Below are 16,377 nucleotides of genomic sequence, written 5' to 3' on the forward strand. Positions count from 1 at the left end.
AGTTTTTTTCTCTAAGTTTCTGATGAGGTTTAAGGTGTTTCTATTCAAAAAACCGTTCATAAATCTCTTCAATTCTCTTTGTCTCTTCATCTGTAAGCGCTGCGAATTCTTTGGCCTTGGCTCGGTGTGAGAGTTTTCCGTTATTTTGATTCAGGAATCGGAAGAGTAAATCTGCAAGGCGGGTAGGCATGTCTACGACTTGGTTTAGTTCGCGTTGAAAGTGGTCATGGTTCTGCAAGAAGCGCGCTTCCTCCGGTAAATCGTGTTCAACCGTACGTTTTACACAGGCGTAGAGGAATTCTGCGTGGGCGGTGGCGTCAAAGAATCGGTAGAAGTCGGCTGTTTCGTTTGTCACGGTCAGGTTACCATGCGCCGTGGGGTGCCAGTCAATCTTGCCAAGAAGGCGGGAGGAGTAGTCCTCCAGCACCTGTCGGTAAGTATCGATTCGCTCTAGAATAACCGAAGATACCGGGAAGACGACGCCGGGTGGATTGAAGCCGCGTTGTGCCAGTGCGTGGTGGATCAGGTAGCGGTGCAACCTTCCGTTGCCGTCTTCAAATGGGTGCACATAAACGAAACCGAAGGCGAGAACAGCAGCGGCGAGAACCGGGTCCAGATGCTTGGCGTAGTCCTGTGCAAAGTCGATCATGCCTTTCATCAGGCTTCTCAAGTCTTCCGGTTTGGCGCTGATATGGTCTGGCACTGGCATGCGGGTCTCGCGGTCATGCATACCGACGAAGCCACCTTCCTCTCGTAAGCCCATATGTACGAAACGGTCATCGCCGATCACAACGCGCTGCAGGCGGAGAAACTCTTCGATACTCAGTGGTGTTTTTCCGGCGTCAGCAATGGCGCGGCCCCAACGCTGGATACGGTCATGGGCAGGGCGCTCGCCTTCAATGGCAAAGCTGGATTTGCTGTCCTTCAAAAGCAGGAAGGCTGCAGTGCGGGCGAGCAGATCTTTAGGGACGGATGCCGCCGCATCCATAGCTTTTTCTTGCAGTTTGGCCTGCTGAAAGCCCTCCAAATCTTTATTGCGAAAGATGAGAGGGCAGAATTGAGGTGTGCCGGGCAGGTTGTTGCGTACGCGGTGACGTGGAGAAGGTACTGTGCTGCCGCCAAATTGCTTTGTTGTATCAAGCGCATCCACATATGCGCCAGTTTCAACATCTGGCAAGTCCAACAGTTCATCCAGAAGCCATTCATAGAGAAACCAGATGCGTCTTGTATAACGGCCCGTCGGGCGAGATCTTACCAACTCCTCAACAGGCTCAGGGCCGCATGCAAGGAACAGGCGCTTCAATACCGCGAGGTCCAGTCCTTCGTTTTTCAAGGCAAAAGTGAGGTGACCCAGTAATGTTGGTTCTGGTGCGTGACGAGGTGTGAAGATCCGCCAGCCGTCCTGCTCTATGATCTTGTGGCGATTGCCAATGGCGCATAGAGTGTGCGGGATCGGCACTCTCAATTCGTATGCATCAATAAGTGCTGAATAGCCCGCCGGAGTTGCGGGCACAGGAAGCCAGCTTTCGTGAAAAACTGTTACAGCCTGTGAAAAAGGCTTATTCATGCACTATCTCCGTGAAAAACTATCACCGAATATAGCGCTATAAGTAAGCTCTGTGAATACCTGTCATTTTTTAGTCTGAACCCTGAAAAACCGACAGAGCTCATGAAAAAGCGTTATTTTAGGCCAGCTGTGCCATCAAACTTGCGCTCTAAACCTGACCAGCAGTCCACATAATCGTCCTGTAGCGGAGCTTCCTTGCCTGCAAACTCAGTGAGTTGCTGCGGAAAGCGAGTTTCGAACATAAAACTCATGGTGTCTTTCAGCTTCACTGGGTCCCAGCTGTTGTGAGAAGCTTGCTCAAAAGCTTCGTGATCCGGGCCATGGGGCAGCATGCAATTGTGGAGGCTGATGCCCCCGGGAACAAAGCCATGTGGTTTAGCGTCGTACTGCCCGTAAATATTGCCCATCAGCTCTGACATGATGTTCTTGTGGTACCAGGGCGGGCGAAAGGTGTCTTCCTGCGGCAGCCAGCGAGGTGGGAAAATCACGAAGTCGATGTTGGCTGTGCCTTCTTCCGCTGTGGGAGCTGTGAGGACGGTGAAGATTGATGGATCCGGGTGGTCAAAACTGATGGCGCCTACGGGGGCGAAGTGGCGTAAGTCATATTTATAGGGGGCGTAGTTGCCATGCCATGCGACCACATCCAGCGGTGAATGATCAATAGTCGTTCGGTGGAACTCACCGCACCACTTTATAGTCACATGACATGGGCGTTCAATGTCTTCAAACTGCGCGACTGGTGTCTTGAAATCTCTTGGGTTTGCAAGGCAATTGGCGCCGATTGGTCCACGGTTGGGAAGGGTAAACTTGGCACCATAATTCTCGCAGATGAAACCTCTGGCTTGGCCGTCAGGCAAGCTCACTTTAAACACCATACCACGTGGCAAAATACAGATTTCAAGCGGTTCAAGATCAATCACGCCAAACTCGGTTGCGATCTTTAATCGCCCGATCTGAGGCACAACCAGCAGTTCTCCATCGGCGCTGTAGAAGTACTCGTCTTCCATGTCCGAATTCGCGAGATAAACATGCGCGGCCATGCCCATTTGTAGGCCCACGTCTCCGGCTGTTGTCATGGTGCGGATGCCGTCAATGAAAGTGAGGTTTTGGTCCTCAGGGAAAGGTGCTGGATCCCACCGGTACTGGCCGAGTGAAACAACACCTGGGATTTTGTTGGGTGCGGTCATCCAGTAAGGATGATTGATTTTCTGCAACCGGCCCAAGTGCTTAACCGATGGGCGAATGCGGTAAAGCCAGGATCGTTCGAGCGTTGCATGAGGGGCGGTAAAGGGTGAGCCGGAGAGCTGCTCAGCATATAATCCGTATTCAACGCGCTGTGGAGAATTGCGTCCCTGAGGCAGGGCGCCTTTTAAAGCCTCGGTCTCAAAATCATTTCCGAACCCAACCATATATCCTGGCTGAGTTCCGTAGCGACTGTCATGGGTGGTTGCTGTGTTTTGATCTGTCGGATTTTCCATGTTTCACTCCAAAACGTCACCAACGAGTTTTAAAGAGGGCTGCGCCGCAGTATCTCTGGACCTGGGTTGGGTGGAGGCATCAGACCATAGAACCGGATCGGCGCAATCAACGCGATCTGAGGGAGGTAATTCATCTCCTGAAAACTACGTGACGATAATGGCAGGGCCATGAGCCTTTACTGATTTACCTGCTAACAATCCTGACCCTTCAAACTGCGGCACCCATGATCCGTGGATTGGCTAAATCCTCAGTGGCAGTAGGGTGATAGCCAGCAACCGGGCAGCTTGTCTGATGAAGCTGACAGCAGGATGTCATTCACCTCGTAAGGAGCAGGTGTGCCTTTTATCGCCTGTTTTTATGCAAAGGGTGTGGATCCTGCAGCTGGATCGGCTTCGGCTTTTTGGAGATCAGGGTTTCCCGGTTGTTTCAGATAAAGGAGGCGATGCTTCCGTTTAGGTCCGTTTTCAGGTTGAGTTGGGCGCGTAAAAACGTTGGTGAGTGGGGGCTTGCCATCGTGGTTGTCAGCCTGAAGACGGGCCTTCCACCTCTCAAAGCTTTCAGGCAGTGGCAGTACACTTTGCCAAGGTAAATTGCCGTGGCTCATGTGAAAATAGCGATGTTTCAGGCCTGTCTATATTCAATCTTCTTTTCATCATTACTGAGCTGATCGTCAGCCCAAAAGGCTGTAATTGGAGCATCTTATTTTAGGTGCGGATGGTGTTTTTTCAGCAAAATAAAAGTTGAAACCTTTCTAATTAGAACTGATTTAAGTTGCTAATATCATCAAGAATACGAGTCAGATTCTGCGGCTGATTAGTCGAAAAGTACATTTATCCAAAATTTATGTATGAGAAATTTTGATCATCACAAATGGCAATAACGTCTTATAAAAATTGCTAATTCGACGTAGCAAGCATTAACCTCTCATCAAAAATACGTAAATTTTTCTAGACAACTCTCATGAAATCTAACTAAGTTGACAACGTTTCATATTTGGGAGCTTGTTATGAAAATATTGAATTCGGCATCCGCCCTTGCGATTGCCGCCATGACATTTGCGGGGGGGGCCGCATTTGCAGCTGAAAAAGAGCTGGTGATCTTCAACTGGTTGGGTGGTTCAGAGCGTGATCTGATCATCGCACTCGAAGAGGGTTTCACAGCTAAATATCCGGATTATGAGATCAAGGACATCAACCCGGCAGCAGGTGGGGATGATCCGCGGTCTGGCATTCGTTCAGCGATGTTGTCTGGAGAAGAGTTTGATCTGCTGCTCAACACATGGCCTTCCTTTGAGAAGGAACTGGTTGCCGCCGACCTGATCAGCCCAATTGATGCTGCATGGGAGCAGTATGGCTGGTCTCAAGCGCTGAATGACAGCTGGCGTAATCTGGCGAAGCATGACGGAAAAACCTATGGCGCTTACTTCATCGCGGGCAACCGTTCCGGCGTCTGGTACCGTCCAGATACGCTGGCAAAGGCGGGCATCGCTGGTGAGCCTACTCAGTGGAAAGACTTCCTGAGTTCCTTCAGTGCCCTGAAAGAAATCGGCATGTTGCCTGTTTCCATCGGTGCGAGAAGCTGGGCGCAGACTGAATGGTTTGAAAACGCACTTTTGCGCACGGCTGGCCCTGCATTTGCGAAAGAGCTGTCTGAACACAAGGTGGCCTGGACCGATGACCGGGTGAAGGAAACCTTCCGCAATCTGCGTGACATGCTGGAAGCTGACTGCTGTGCTGAGCCGGGAGCGATGCTTAGCTCTCACTGGACGGATGCTGCGGATGCCGTGTTGAAAAACAAAAAGGCAGGCTTCATGCTGATTGGCTCCTGGGCAAACCAGCGCGCCAAGAATGAGTATGGGCTGACGCCAATCAAAGACTACTCATACATGCAGTTCCCGGTGATCAAGCCGGAATACGGCAATGCAATGAGTGTTGATGGCAAGAACTTCCTTGTGATGAAGCAAGCGAAGAACCCGGAAGGGGCAGAACTGTTTATCGACTTCGTTCTGAGCAAGGAAGGCTCTGCAATTATCGCGGCGCAGAACCTTGCAACCCCGAGTGCAAATGTGGATCCCTCGTCCTATGATCCGATTGTGCGCAAATACGCTCAGATTTTGCCGCTCGTCGATGTTTTCTTTGTTCTTGATGACCTTTTGCCAGCTGAGTTGAGCGGTGAATTCCGTATTAGCTTGCAAAAGTTCCTTCGCGACCCAAGCGATGCGAGCATTGATAGTGTCACAGCAGCACTCGAAGCAAAAGCGAGTGAGCTTTATCAATGAGTGTACAACATGGGTCTATCTTAACCTCCCAGACCCAGGCGGGGCCCTTTGCGGGCCTCGCCACCCGGCTCTTCGGAGGTAACCTGCGCCGCGCTGACTGGATTGCATTTGCTCTGTTGGCGCCAACATTGATCTTCTTCAGCATCGGCGTGCTCTATCCGCTTTTTGAGACGATCCGTGTGAGTTTTCTGGACTGGACCGGATTGAGCCAGCCCAAGCCTGCGGGTTTTTCTAACTATACCAAGCTGTTCAGTGATGCGAACTTTTGGAATGCCTTGCGTGTGACACTCACCTGGACGTTGGCGTGTACGGGCATCTCCGTTGCTATTGGCTGGAGTGTTGCGTTGATCTCTGGTCTGGCTCCCAAGCAGACCGCGCCGTTCCGTGTGGCAATCTTTGCAGCCTATGGCATTTCAGAGACTGCTAGTGGCTTGATGTGGCTGGGTATTTTGCAACCGGACTTTGGCCTCCTCAACGGCATTCTGCGCCTTGTTGGGCTGGAAGGCTGGACCTCGCCATGGTTGGGTGAACCATCTACCGCAATCTGGGGCGTTGTTGCTGCCTATGTCTGGACGCAAGCTGGTCTGCCATTGCTCACCTGCTATGCGGCTATTCAGGCGATCCCGAAAAGCCAGCTTGAAGCGGCTCATATGGATGGTGCCTCTCACTTCCAGATCCTGCGGTACATCATGGCGCCTCTTAGCCTTCCCGGTGTGCGCATTGCGATTTTCATCAACCTGCTCAACAGCCTCAAAGCGTTTGATATGATCCATATTCTAACGGCTGGAGGTCCGATTAGAGCAACGGAAACAGTAGGTTACTTTATGTATCAGGAGTCCGTCATCTACTTTAAGCAGGGCTATGGCGCTGCAAGTACGGTGGTGCTTCTGCTTGCGGTTATCGTCTGTTCCATCCCACTCATTCTGGACAAGGCATCGGAGAGCAAATGATCACTCAAACTCCAAAATGGCCTGTGTATGTGCTGGGGGCCGTGGCACTTGTCTGGATCATTCCGCTGGTTGGCATCATCGCCATGTCCATTCGCCCCGAAGGGGAAATCACCAGCGGATGGTGGACGATCGAACCGTTTACGTTCACGCTTGATGCCTGGCGTGAGGTTTGGGTCAACTACCCGATTGGCCGTGCGTTTCTCAACTCTCTGGCCGTTGCCAGCTTCGCAACCGTCCTTCCAGTTCTGTTTGCACCAGCTGCGGCCTATGCGTTTCACTACCTCAAGTTCCCGTTTCGCCGGATCTTGCTGCTCATCCTTGTGAATGCATTTGTTGTTCCAAATCAGGTGGTTATCATCCCACTCTTCAAGCTGTGGCGAGAGACTGGGCTCATTGATACCTACTGGTCTGTGGTCATTCCGTTTGTTGGGCTGTCGTTTGCCTGGGCTGTTTTGCTGGTCAAAAACTTCCTCTCCAACTTCCCGCGGTCGCTGATTGATGCGGCGCAGGTGGATGGGTGTGGGCACTTACGGACCTACTTTTTTATCGTGCTACCAAACACGATTACGGCGATGGCAGCAGTTGGCATTCTGCAGTTTATGTGGACCTGGAATTCCCTTCTGCTGCCAATGTTGTTCCTGCGGGAAAATGCAACGCTGCCGGTGATGCTCTCCACGATCTCTGGCGCCTATGAACCCAACTGGGATCAGCGCGCTGTTGCGACCATTATTACCTCCATCCTTCCACTCGTTATCTTCTTGTTCTTCCAGAAGTATTTCTCCGCTGACGGCAAAAATAACAGCGGTTCCAAGGGCTAAATCATGTGCCATAAAAAAGAAGTAAAAGACTTCCGATACCGCCAGATTCATCTGGATTTTCATAGTTCCGAGCATATTCCGGGGATCGGGTCCAAGTTTGATCCGAAGCAGTTTGTTGAAACGCTGAAGCATGGCGAGGTAGACTCCGTCACGCTGTTCGCCCGCTGTCATCACGGCTGGAGTTATTACCCCACCAACGTGGGCAAGCCGCATCCGGAACTGCAAAACCCGGACCTGCTGGGTGACATGATCACAGCCTGTCATGAGGCCGACATTGCGACCCCGATTTACCTGACAGTTCAATGGGATGAGCTGACAGCTCGGGAGCATCCGGAATGGCGTGTGATGCAGTCGCAAAACACGGCTGCCAATTATCCGGGCACAGAGCCGTCCGCGATGAACCAACTTACGCCCACCTGGCACACCATCTGCCTGAACCACGAAGGCGCAATTCAGCGACAGATCGACATCGCTCTGGAAGTTTGCGCTCGTTATAATCCGCCTGCGTTGTTTATGGACATCCTCGCCTCCTGGGAGTGCACCTGCAACGCCTGCCTTTCCTCAATGAAATCAGAGGGTTTGGACCCGCTGAAGGCGGACGATCGTAAGAGCAACGATAAACGCGTTCTTTTGCGTTTTTTTGAAAGGTTTTCGCAAGCCGTCAACGGCGAGTTCCCGGATACACGAATTTTCTTCAACTCTGGCCACATCTACAAAGGGCAGGATGAGCGCTACCAGTATTACGGTCATCTGGAGCTGGAGAGCCTGCCGACCGGCGGTTGGGGCTATGACCATTTCCCTGTCTCAGCACGGTACGCTGATACACTGAACCTGCCGTTTCTTGGCATGACGGGACGCTTCCACACGCATTGGGGTGAGTTCGGTGGCTTCAAGCGGGCTGATGCATTGTCCTATGAGTGCTGTTTGATGGTGTCTCTGGGTGCGCGTTGTTCCATCGGCGACCAGTTGCACCCGAATGGACATATGGATTTTGCCACCTATGACCTGATCCGCCCGGCATATTCCCGCGTTAAAGCACTGGAGCCTTATGCCAGTAACGCGACCTATCAGCGGGAAGTGGCGATCCTTTCTGTCGAGGCGCAGGTCTCCCAGCTTGGTAGCCACCTTGGACACCGCAGCGAGCCGAGCGATTCCGCCTCTGCCCGTATGCTGCTGGAAATGCAGATCCCGTTTGATCTCATCTCCTCATCCAGCAGCTTTGATGACTACAAGCTGATTATTTTGCCGGACAGCATTCGCCTGAGTGATGATCTTGCGGTTCGCCTCAAAGCGTTTACAGACGCTGGTGGTGCCATTCTGGCGACTGGCGAGTCCGGTCTTGATGTTGAGGGCAAGCGATACCTCCTCGACATCGGAGCAGAACTGTCTGACACACCAATGGAGTATGACCCGAGTTATCTGTCCTGTCGGGGAAAGCTGGACGATGATCTGGTCGATTCTTCTGTTGTTATGTACGAGAAGGGGGCATCTCTGCGTGCAACTGATGGTGATGTGCTGGCTGATGTTCGTCCATCCTATTTCAACCGCACATGGGACAAGTTCTGCTCACACCTTCACACGCCGGAAGACCCGGATGCCGAGCCAATTGGCGCGGCGATCGTGCAAAAAGGCAATGTGGCTTATGTGACGTATCCGCTGTTCCGCCTTTATGGCGCAACGGGCCAGACGCTTTACAAGTATCTGGTGCGCGGGCTCATCAACCGCCTTATGCCAAACCAGCTGATTGGCACCGAGTTGCCATCAGCCACACGCATGTCGCTGATGAAGCAGGCGGACGAGCAGCGTCAGGTGCTGCACGTGCTTTATGCACCAACTCAGCTGCGTGGCAGCGGTGTGCCGTATAATGACGGTCAGACCCGTGCGGTTGAGATCATCGAGGATGCGCCGGAGTTGAAAGAGGCCAAAGCGTGGGTGCGTATGGACGAAGAGCCTGCCGATGTAACCTGCGCTTATTCGGGTAAAACACTGCCATGGCAGTATGACAGCCTCGACAAAAAGCTGCACATCGTCTTTCCTAGCCTTCATATCCATGGGGCCGCCGTCATCTCACAGGCAGATGACGCAGTGGCTGCGGAATAAAGGGCAGTGCAGTGAAAAAACCAACCATCCTCGATGTAGCAGATTCCGCAGGCGTCGCTGTCGGCACAGTCTCGCGTTATCTGAACGATCAACGCATCAGGAAGGACAACCGGACCCGGATCGAACAAGCGATTGCCGATCTGGGATACCGGGCCAACACACTTGCCCGCGCCATGAAAACAGAGCGCACAAACACAGTCGGGTATCTGGTTCCCAAGTTTGACGAGTTCAACTCGGGGATTTTGACCCAACTGGTGCGTTCTCTGCGTGCCCGTGGGTATTCCATTGTAACCTTTCACCATTCTGATGAAGCGGATGCCATCAACGAGGCGTTGGAATCAGCCTCCTCGCGGCGCATCGATGCCATCATCTTGTCCGGCACCCATGAGGTGACGGAGAAGGTGCAGGAGCTGTTGAGCGGAGAACAACCGGTCATCATCTTCAATAACGATGTGCCGGGCGTGGAAACGGATAAGGTGCTGGTGAATGATGAGGCGGCTGCGCAAGACGCAGTGAGCCGCATGATTGACTTTGGCCACACCCGCATTGGTGTGGTGACAGGGGACCTGAATGGAAGCACAGGGCAAAACCGGTTGCAGGGCTACAGAAAAGCCCATGAGCAAGCTGGCCTGAGTGTTGATGAGGAGTTGGTTTACGTTGGCAATTGGGGCCAGCTGGATGGATACACTGCCATGGACAGGTTCCTTGGCATGGAAAGTCCGCCAAGTGCTGTGTTCTTCTCCAATTACCTGATGACCATTGGTGGTTTGGATTGCTTGTCCAGCAACGGCAAACAGGTGGGCAAAGACATTGATCTTGTCACCTTTGATGACCCGGACATGTTCCGGCTGATCCCTCCGGGCATCACTGCCATTGAACAGCCCATTGAGCAGATTGCCCGTCATCTGACGGAAATCGTGCTGAGCCGGCTGGATGGAACGGCGCCTGACCACCCCCGCAATATTCGCGTCAATTGCGCGCTCAAGCTGCGCGGCTCCTTAGGAGTTGCTCACAAAGCCTCCGGAAAAACCCATGAAGATAGTTAGCTACAACATTCAATTTGGTACCGGCATCGACGGTAAAGTCGATCTGGAAAGAATTGCAGGAGAACTTGAAGGGGCCGACATCATCGGCCTGCAGGAAGTTGACCGCTTCTGGAAACGAAACGGAAATGTGGATCAGGCCGCTGAACTGGCGGATCTGCTTGGCGGATATCGCTGGGTCTATGGCCCAGGCCTTGATATGGACGCGTCATTTCATGATGAAAACGGCAAGCTGGTCAACCGCCGACGTCAGCATGGGGAAATGGTCCTTTCCAAATACCCGATCATTTCCACCCGTACCTATCCTTTGCCCAAGATGGGCTCCATCACCCGCCATGCCATTCAGGCTGCTCTTCTGGAAGCTGTTATCGACGCGCCGGGAGGTCCGCTGCGGGTCTACAACACCCACCTGTTCTACTGGTCGCCAGACTTTGCGCTGGTGCAGGCACAGTTTGTGAGAGACCGCATCAAGACAGCTCCGTCTGAGGGGGGAGCATGGTGTGGTGGCCCGGGCATCGACGCCCATTGGCTCAATGACGAACCACAGCCAACCATGCCAACCGACTGCATTTTGCTGGGGGACATGAACAACGGGCCGGGCACGCCTGTCTATGAGGTGTTCACTGGCCCGCCATCAGAAGAAGGTGGCCGTGTGCAGACACTCGATGGTTTTGTCGACCCGTGGGTATGGCTGGGCAATGAGGAAGAAAGTGGCAAGACCGCTCACTTTGATACCCGCCGCATCGACCACCTGTTTGTGAGTGCCTCTTTGCGGCACCGCATTGCAGGCATGCGGGTTGATGAAGAGGCGAAGGGCTCTGACCATCTGCCGGTCTGGCTGGAACTGAAAGACGCCTGAGGGGGAAAGCATGGCACAAGTTACTCTGAAAAATCTCGAGAAGTCTTATGGTCCAACCAAGGTCATTCATGGCATTGATCTGGAGATCAAAGACAAGGAATTTGTTGTTTTCGTTGGCCCGTCCGGCTGCGGAAAATCCACCACGCTGCGGATGATCGCTGGCCTTGAAACGATTTCTGGCGGGGAGTTGGTGATTGGTGATCGTGTGGTCAACGACATGCCACCGCGCCAGCGCAACATCTCCATGGTGTTTCAGGATTATGCGCTCTACCCGCATATGACTGTTGCCAAAAACCTTGGGTTTTCGCTCAAGATTGCAGGCGTATCTCCAAGTGAGATCGAAACGCGTGTGGCAGATGCGGCGGCTATTCTGGGGCTGGAACCCTACCTGAAGCGCAAGCCGGGTCAACTTTCTGGCGGTCAGCGCCAGCGTGTTGCCATGGGCCGTGCGATTGTGCGCCACCCGGATGTGTATTTGTTTGATGAGCCGCTCTCCAACCTGGATGCCAAGCTGCGCACCCAGATGCGCATTGAGATCAAGAAACTGCACCAGCGCGTGGGCAACACCATCATCTACGTCACCCACGATCAGGTGGAAGCCATGACATTGGCGGACCGCATCGTGATCATGCGTGATGGCATCATTGAACAAGTGGGCAGCCCGCGCGAGGTCTTTGAAAAGCCGAACAACACCTTTGTGGCGACCTTCATTGGTTCTCCGCCGATGAACCTGATCGACGCGCATGTCGCCAGCAGCAATGGTAACCCTGTGCTGAAACTGGGCGATGGCAGCGAGCTGAGTGCTCCGGCACGCCTGCGTAACACATTGGAAGCAGGCAAAGCGGTGAAGCTGGGTGTGCGGCCAGAGGATATCTCGCCAGAAGGCAATGCGTTGCCAACAGCGGGCGAAATTGCGCAGTTGCAGCTGCCTGTGTCGCTTTCAGAAGATCTGGGCTCAGAGGCAACTTTGTTTACGGAGCTGGCAGGTTCTCCGGTTCAGTCCATCATGTATAATCCGCGCACAGTGCATGCTGGGGAAACGCTGAGCTTCAACATGGCGCTTGATAAATGCCATGTGTTTGATGGTGAAAGCCTGCGCAATCTGACCGCTTAAGAACTTTTGGGGCGTTTCCCGAGGACTTGATACCTCCTTGGGAGACGCGCTTGATCGATCAGATTGACGTAAACAAAGAAAAGCCCTGAGCGGATGTGCTCAGGGCTTTTGCTGTTATCGCGAATTCCCGAAAAGTGGCTCCGGTTTTCAGGAGTACGTTTGCTTTTTTAGCCTATAGGGAGGCTGGCTTAAGCCATTTCTTCCATTTCTTCCATTTCAAAACCCGGAACCAGCTCAAGCGGCATATCCTGATAGCAAACCGGGCGCAGGAAGCGGCGGATCGCCATGGTGCCAACTGAAGTTGCGCCGAAGTTGGTGGAGGCCGGGTAAGGTCCACCGTGAACCATGGCATCACACACTTCCACGCCAGTTGGGAACCCATTGGCCAGCACTCGGCCTGCCTTACGCTCCAGCAATGGCATCAGCTTGCGGGCTTCTGCATGATCTGCTGCATCAATGTGGATGGTGCAGGTCAGTTGGCCTTCAATGGTGCGCGCCACATCCTGCATCTGCTCGATGTTTTTCAGCTTAACGATGATACCGAGCGGACCGAACACTTCTTCCTGCAACTCTTTGTTTGTAAGCCAGTTTTCAGCGTCTGTCACAAACATATACGGCTTGGCACCACGGGTTGCGCAGGCGGTGCCCACCAGCTCCTCAACACCCTCCTCGCCAGCGATTTTCTCAGCGCCGGAACGGTAAGCCGCTGCAATGCCATCTGTTAGCATTGGTTGCTCCCCGGCAGCGCCCAATGCCTCCTGAGCTTTGGCGATAAAAGCATCCGCCTCAGCACCTTCCACCAGCAGAACCACGCCCGGATTGGTGCAGAACTGGCCTGCGCCCATGCACAGGGAGCCAGCCCAACCCGCCGCAATCGCGTCGCCGCGGTTGGCCAGCGCGTTCGGGTAGATGAAGTTTGGATTGATGGAGCCCAGCTCGCCGAAGAACGGGATCGGCTCAGGGCGGGAGGCGCACAGATCAAACAGTGCACGACCACCGCCAAGGGAACCAGTGAAGCCAACGGCTTTGATAAGTGGATGCTGCACCAGCGCTGTACCAACCTCACGACTGCCGCCCTGTACCAGTGAGAACACACCTGGATGCATGCCGCAGGATTTGATCGCCGCATCAATGGCTTGTGCCACGATCTCAGCAGTACCCGGGTGAGCTTCATGGCCCTTCACAACCACCGGACACCCAGCTGCCAGCGCAGAGGCGGTGTCGCCGCCTGCAGTGGAGAACGCGAGCGGGAAGTTGGAGGCACCAAACACGGCAATCGGACCAACCGGACGCTGGCTCAAACGCAGGTCAGAACGCGGTAGAGGAGCACGGTCTGGCAGAGCCTCATCGTGGGTGAGGTCCAGATACTCGCCTTTCTCAATATGGTCGGCGAACAGACGCAGCTGGCCAACAGTCCGGCCACGCTCACCGTTGAGGCGCATTTCTGGCAGGCCGGTTTCTGCACAGCCCACTTCTGTGATTTCTGCTCCGCGTGCATCGATCTCGTCCGCGACCGAGCGCAGGAATTTGGCGCGTTCTGCGCGCGTGGTCCAGCCGAAGGTCATGAAGGCGTCTTCGGCGGCCTTTACGGCGCGATCAATCAGTTCGGTTGTGCCGCATGCATAGCTTTTGGCAGGGCCCGAGAACGGGGATGACTGGAATTTTTGGGCGTTATCGACCCATTCTCCGGCGATGAGATGGCAACCTGTTAGCATCGTTTCCTCGGCACATGAAGTTATCTGGCAGGCGCTGCAATCCTGTTGTGCAGCCCACAACTTAAATTTGACAGTGATATATCACTATCTGCTATCAGGTTCAAGCCAATAACTTCATATTGTGCAAAGGTCTTTTCTATCGCAACTCCGTAAGGGCCTCATCTTCCACGCGAATTCGCAGGGCAAGAAGAGCGCCGTTAAAGCCCGAGAACAGGAAGGCGATTGGAAACAGGCCGAGGACCATAGGGGCGGTGAAAATCTCCAGAGCCACCAGCAAGTAGTTGGGATGGCGCACAAACGCAAACGGTCCCTTCGTCACCAGCGGGGTTTTGGCCACAATAATGCGCGTGGTCCAGCGGTGACCCATGCTCAGCAATATCCAGAGGCGGAACACCTGCAGCACCACAAAGACGAGCAACCACGGCATGGAGACTGGTTTGTCGTAGCCCAACACAACGAGTGCGATGATCCACGCCACATGCACGCTGACGATCAGTGGATAATGCGAAGCGCCAACCTCATAGGCCCCATCAGCCAGCAAACGCTTTGTGTTGCTGCGGGCAATGACGAGCTCGGACAGACGTTGAATGACGATGAACGCCAGAAAGAGTACGGCAGGAAGGGAAGCGTCAGGCATTGATCACCCCCTCTGGTCTCTGGAAACGGGTGGTATCCCAGCGCCCGCTTGCCTCATTGGCAACAACGGACACTGGCTGGAAAGAAGCTGTGAAGCCGGGGCCAAGCGCGCACAGGACCATGTTGCCTTGTGGGGAGCGCTCCAGAACCCGCTCCAGTACAAACAGGGCGGTTGGGGCGGACATGTTGCCGAATTCCTGTAGGATTTCACGCTCTACATCCAGTGTGTTGGCAGGTAGATCCAGGGCACCTTCCAGCGCCTGAACCACTTTCGCGCCGCCCGGATGGCAGACGAAACGATCAACACCATCCATGTCCATGGTGAGTGCATTCAAACTGCGCTCGGTGACATCACGAAAATGCTCGGTTGCGAAATCGGGAATGGAACGGTCAAACACAACGCCAAGGCCATGCTCTTCCACATTCCAACCCATAATGTTGAGTGTGTCCGGCCACATCTCCTGATGACCCGTGCCCAGTACAAACAACTGTTTTGAACTCTCGGGCTTACTGGTGGAAAGGCAGGCAGCTGCTGCGCCGTCGCCAAACAGAACCGTGGCGATGATATCTGCTTTCGTGAGCCGGTCACTGCGGAAGGAAAGCGTGCAGCCCTCCAACGCGACCACGAGCACGTTGCTGCCCGGTTTTGCCTGCGCCAGTTGCTGCGCGATGGAAAGGCCGGAGACACCGCCTGCACAACCAAGACCAAACACGGGTACACGCAGGATGTCAGTGCGAAAGCCCATCTGTTTCCAGGCCTGAGCTTCCAGTGTTGGTGTTGCAATGCCGGTTGAGGACACCGTCACCACGCAGTCGATTTCATCTGCGCGCAGACCTGCTTTAATCAGCGCTTTGCGGGCGGCAACAATAAACAGATCCGTTGCACCGCGCAGATAGGTTTCATTTCGAGTTTTCCAGTCTTGTGGCTCCAAAAACCACTCCAACGGGGCGAAGGAATAACGTCTCTTCACGCCTGCGGACAGGAAGGTGCCAGCCATGCGCTCAAACTGTGCGAACTTTGGCCCGAGGATCCGGCGGGCGTAGTCCAACACCAGCGTCTGGGGCAATTCATAGGGCGGCACCGCTGTTGCAAGGCCGGTCAGGTAAACGGGCATCGGCTCTCCAACCCTGCTTTCATTGTTGCCAGATAATGCATCATCAACTTTATAGGCCTTGACCAAGCCGCTGAAAATCCGGCGTTTTTTGGGGTTGTTTTGGTGGGGTGAGATTGAGTGCTATGGAATGTCAGAGGGAAGCGGTTTGGGCCTCCCGTTCATTTGCGGTTTTCATACGGTAAATCGTGAAAGCAAGCAGGGTGGCGTTGGTGATATCGTTCAGAGATCCGCCCCAGGAGCCCACGATCAGGGCGTTGACCATCCATGTAAGAGCGCAAATGAGCATGGCGAAGCGCATCTGGATTCCACTCAGGCAAAACAGCGCAAAACCGCTCATGAGAGAGGCGGACCACGGTAACAGGTCGATGAGCCCTTCATACACCATCACACTCATACCAGTTTGGATGACGGCAAAGAGGCTAAACCATGTGTAGCCCTTAAAACGCAGAGAAACGAAGGATCGCACACCATTGATGCCAAGGTTTGCCCCTGCAACATAAGCGCCCATCAGCACATAATGGATGCAGAACAGGGAGCAGCTGACAAAAAGCAGGCTGCGAAACAGCTGATCATGTCTGGTGGAAAAGCCAACTATGTTGACAGCATAGGCCGCCAGCCCAAAACCCTGTATGACGAGTGGATCCATCTTCCATTTTCTTTCTTATTGGAAGAGGAGTGTAGGCGTGATTGGCGCTCAGATCGT

The 16,377-nt window shown here is 53.8% G+C and carries 13 protein-coding genes; 7 read left to right on the top strand and 6 right to left on the bottom strand.

Annotated features, from left to right (window positions below):
- Positions 1–40: 40 nt before the first annotated feature.
- Together PsW64_RS06200 and hmgA are read right to left on the bottom strand one after the other, a co-directional pair.
- Positions 41–1,567: a Fic family protein gene (locus tag PsW64_RS06200; protein WP_063303044.1), complete on the bottom strand. Its 1,527-nt coding sequence runs from the start codon at positions 1,565–1,567 to the stop codon at positions 41–43.
- A gap of 113 nt (positions 1,568–1,680) precedes the next feature.
- Positions 1,681–3,045 (bottom strand): homogentisate 1,2-dioxygenase, encoded by a 1,365-nt coding sequence (gene hmgA / locus PsW64_RS06205; protein WP_063303045.1) that lies wholly within the window; start codon positions 3,043–3,045, stop codon positions 1,681–1,683.
- 1,007 nt (positions 3,046–4,052) lie between these two features.
- On the opposite strand from hmgA, the gene PsW64_RS06215 reads away from it, so the two are divergent.
- From PsW64_RS06215 to PsW64_RS06245, 7 genes are read left to right on the top strand one after another with little or no spacing between them, the layout of a single operon-like run.
- Positions 4,053–5,324, top strand: a complete 1,272-nt coding sequence (locus tag PsW64_RS06215) for an ABC transporter substrate-binding protein (RefSeq protein ID WP_063303046.1) — start codon at positions 4,053–4,055, stop codon at positions 5,322–5,324.
- Positions 5,321–6,274, top strand: coding sequence for a carbohydrate ABC transporter permease (locus PsW64_RS06220; protein ID WP_063303047.1), 954 nt, complete (start codon positions 5,321–5,323; stop codon positions 6,272–6,274). The genes PsW64_RS06215 and PsW64_RS06220 overlap by 4 nt, the downstream gene beginning before the upstream one ends.
- Positions 6,271–7,092 carry a carbohydrate ABC transporter permease gene (locus tag PsW64_RS06225; RefSeq protein WP_063303048.1) on the top strand — a complete coding sequence of 274 codons (822 nt, stop codon included), beginning with the start codon at positions 6,271–6,273 and terminating at the stop codon, positions 7,090–7,092. Before PsW64_RS06220 ends, PsW64_RS06225 begins: the two co-directional genes overlap by 4 nt.
- Positions 7,093–7,095: 3 nt before the next feature.
- Positions 7,096–9,192, top strand: coding sequence for an alpha-amylase family protein (locus PsW64_RS06230; protein ID WP_063303049.1), 2,097 nt, complete (start codon positions 7,096–7,098; stop codon positions 9,190–9,192).
- Between the two features lie 11 nt (positions 9,193–9,203).
- Complete coding sequence (locus tag PsW64_RS06235) at positions 9,204–10,238, top strand: LacI family DNA-binding transcriptional regulator (protein WP_063303050.1); 1,035 nt, start codon at positions 9,204–9,206, stop codon at positions 10,236–10,238.
- Entirely contained in the window at positions 10,225–11,094 is an 870-nt protein-coding gene (locus PsW64_RS06240) for an endonuclease/exonuclease/phosphatase family protein (RefSeq protein WP_063287695.1), read from the top strand. Before PsW64_RS06235 ends, PsW64_RS06240 begins: the two co-directional genes overlap by 14 nt.
- Positions 11,095–11,104: 10 nt before the next feature.
- Positions 11,105–12,208, top strand: coding sequence for an ABC transporter ATP-binding protein (locus tag PsW64_RS06245; RefSeq protein ID WP_063303051.1), 1,104 nt, complete (start codon positions 11,105–11,107; stop codon positions 12,206–12,208).
- 188 nt (positions 12,209–12,396) lie between these two features.
- Here the strand turns inward: PsW64_RS06245 and PsW64_RS06250 are convergent, their stop codons facing one another.
- From PsW64_RS06250 to PsW64_RS06265, 4 genes are all read right to left on the bottom strand, one after another.
- Positions 12,397–13,923: an aldehyde dehydrogenase (NADP(+)) gene (locus PsW64_RS06250; RefSeq protein ID WP_063303052.1), complete on the bottom strand. Its 1,527-nt coding sequence runs from the start codon at positions 13,921–13,923 to the stop codon at positions 12,397–12,399.
- A gap of 136 nt (positions 13,924–14,059) precedes the next feature.
- Positions 14,060–14,560, bottom strand: coding sequence for an isoprenylcysteine carboxyl methyltransferase family protein (locus tag PsW64_RS06255; protein ID WP_063303053.1), 501 nt, complete (start codon positions 14,558–14,560; stop codon positions 14,060–14,062).
- Entirely contained in the window at positions 14,553–15,674 is a 1,122-nt protein-coding gene (locus tag PsW64_RS06260; RefSeq protein WP_082831034.1) for a type III polyketide synthase, read from the bottom strand. Before PsW64_RS06260 ends, PsW64_RS06255 begins: the two co-directional genes overlap by 8 nt.
- Positions 15,675–15,804: 130 nt before the next feature.
- Complete coding sequence (locus PsW64_RS06265) at positions 15,805–16,320, bottom strand: YgjV family protein (RefSeq protein WP_063303055.1); 516 nt, start codon at positions 16,318–16,320, stop codon at positions 15,805–15,807.
- Positions 16,321–16,377: the final 57 nt, after the last annotated feature.

Source organism: Pseudovibrio sp. W64, from assembly GCF_001623145.1.
GTDB lineage: Bacteria > Pseudomonadota > Alphaproteobacteria > Rhizobiales > Stappiaceae > Pseudovibrio.

What these genes read in the sequence shown, in the direction of transcription:
- PsW64_RS06225 (WP_063303048.1), top strand. Translation starts at nt 6,271, where the DNA reads ATGATCACTCAAACTCCAAAATGGCCTGTGTATGTGCTGGGGGCCGTG.
- PsW64_RS06255 (WP_063303053.1), bottom strand. Translation starts at nt 14,560, where the DNA reads ATGCCTGACGCTTCCCTTCCTGCCGTACTCTTTCTGGCGTTCATCGTC.
- PsW64_RS06265 (WP_063303055.1), bottom strand. Translation starts at nt 16,320, where the DNA reads ATGGATCCACTCGTCATACAGGGTTTTGGGCTGGCGGCCTATGCTGTC.
- PsW64_RS06220 (WP_063303047.1), top strand. Translation starts at nt 5,321, where the DNA reads ATGAGTGTACAACATGGGTCTATCTTAACCTCCCAGACCCAGGCGGGG.
- PsW64_RS06230 (WP_063303049.1), top strand. Translation starts at nt 7,096, where the DNA reads ATGTGCCATAAAAAAGAAGTAAAAGACTTCCGATACCGCCAGATTCAT.
- PsW64_RS06245 (WP_063303051.1), top strand. Translation starts at nt 11,105, where the DNA reads ATGGCACAAGTTACTCTGAAAAATCTCGAGAAGTCTTATGGTCCAACC.
- PsW64_RS06240 (WP_063287695.1), top strand. Translation starts at nt 10,225, where the DNA reads ATGAAGATAGTTAGCTACAACATTCAATTTGGTACCGGCATCGACGGT.
- PsW64_RS06260 (WP_082831034.1), bottom strand. Translation starts at nt 15,674, where the DNA reads ATGCCCGTTTACCTGACCGGCCTTGCAACAGCGGTGCCGCCCTATGAA.
- PsW64_RS06200 (WP_063303044.1), bottom strand. Translation starts at nt 1,567, where the DNA reads ATGAATAAGCCTTTTTCACAGGCTGTAACAGTTTTTCACGAAAGCTGG.
- PsW64_RS06215 (WP_063303046.1), top strand. Translation starts at nt 4,053, where the DNA reads ATGAAAATATTGAATTCGGCATCCGCCCTTGCGATTGCCGCCATGACA.
- hmgA (WP_063303045.1), bottom strand. Translation starts at nt 3,045, where the DNA reads ATGGAAAATCCGACAGATCAAAACACAGCAACCACCCATGACAGTCGC.
- PsW64_RS06250 (WP_063303052.1), bottom strand. Translation starts at nt 13,923, where the DNA reads ATGCTAACAGGTTGCCATCTCATCGCCGGAGAATGGGTCGATAACGCC.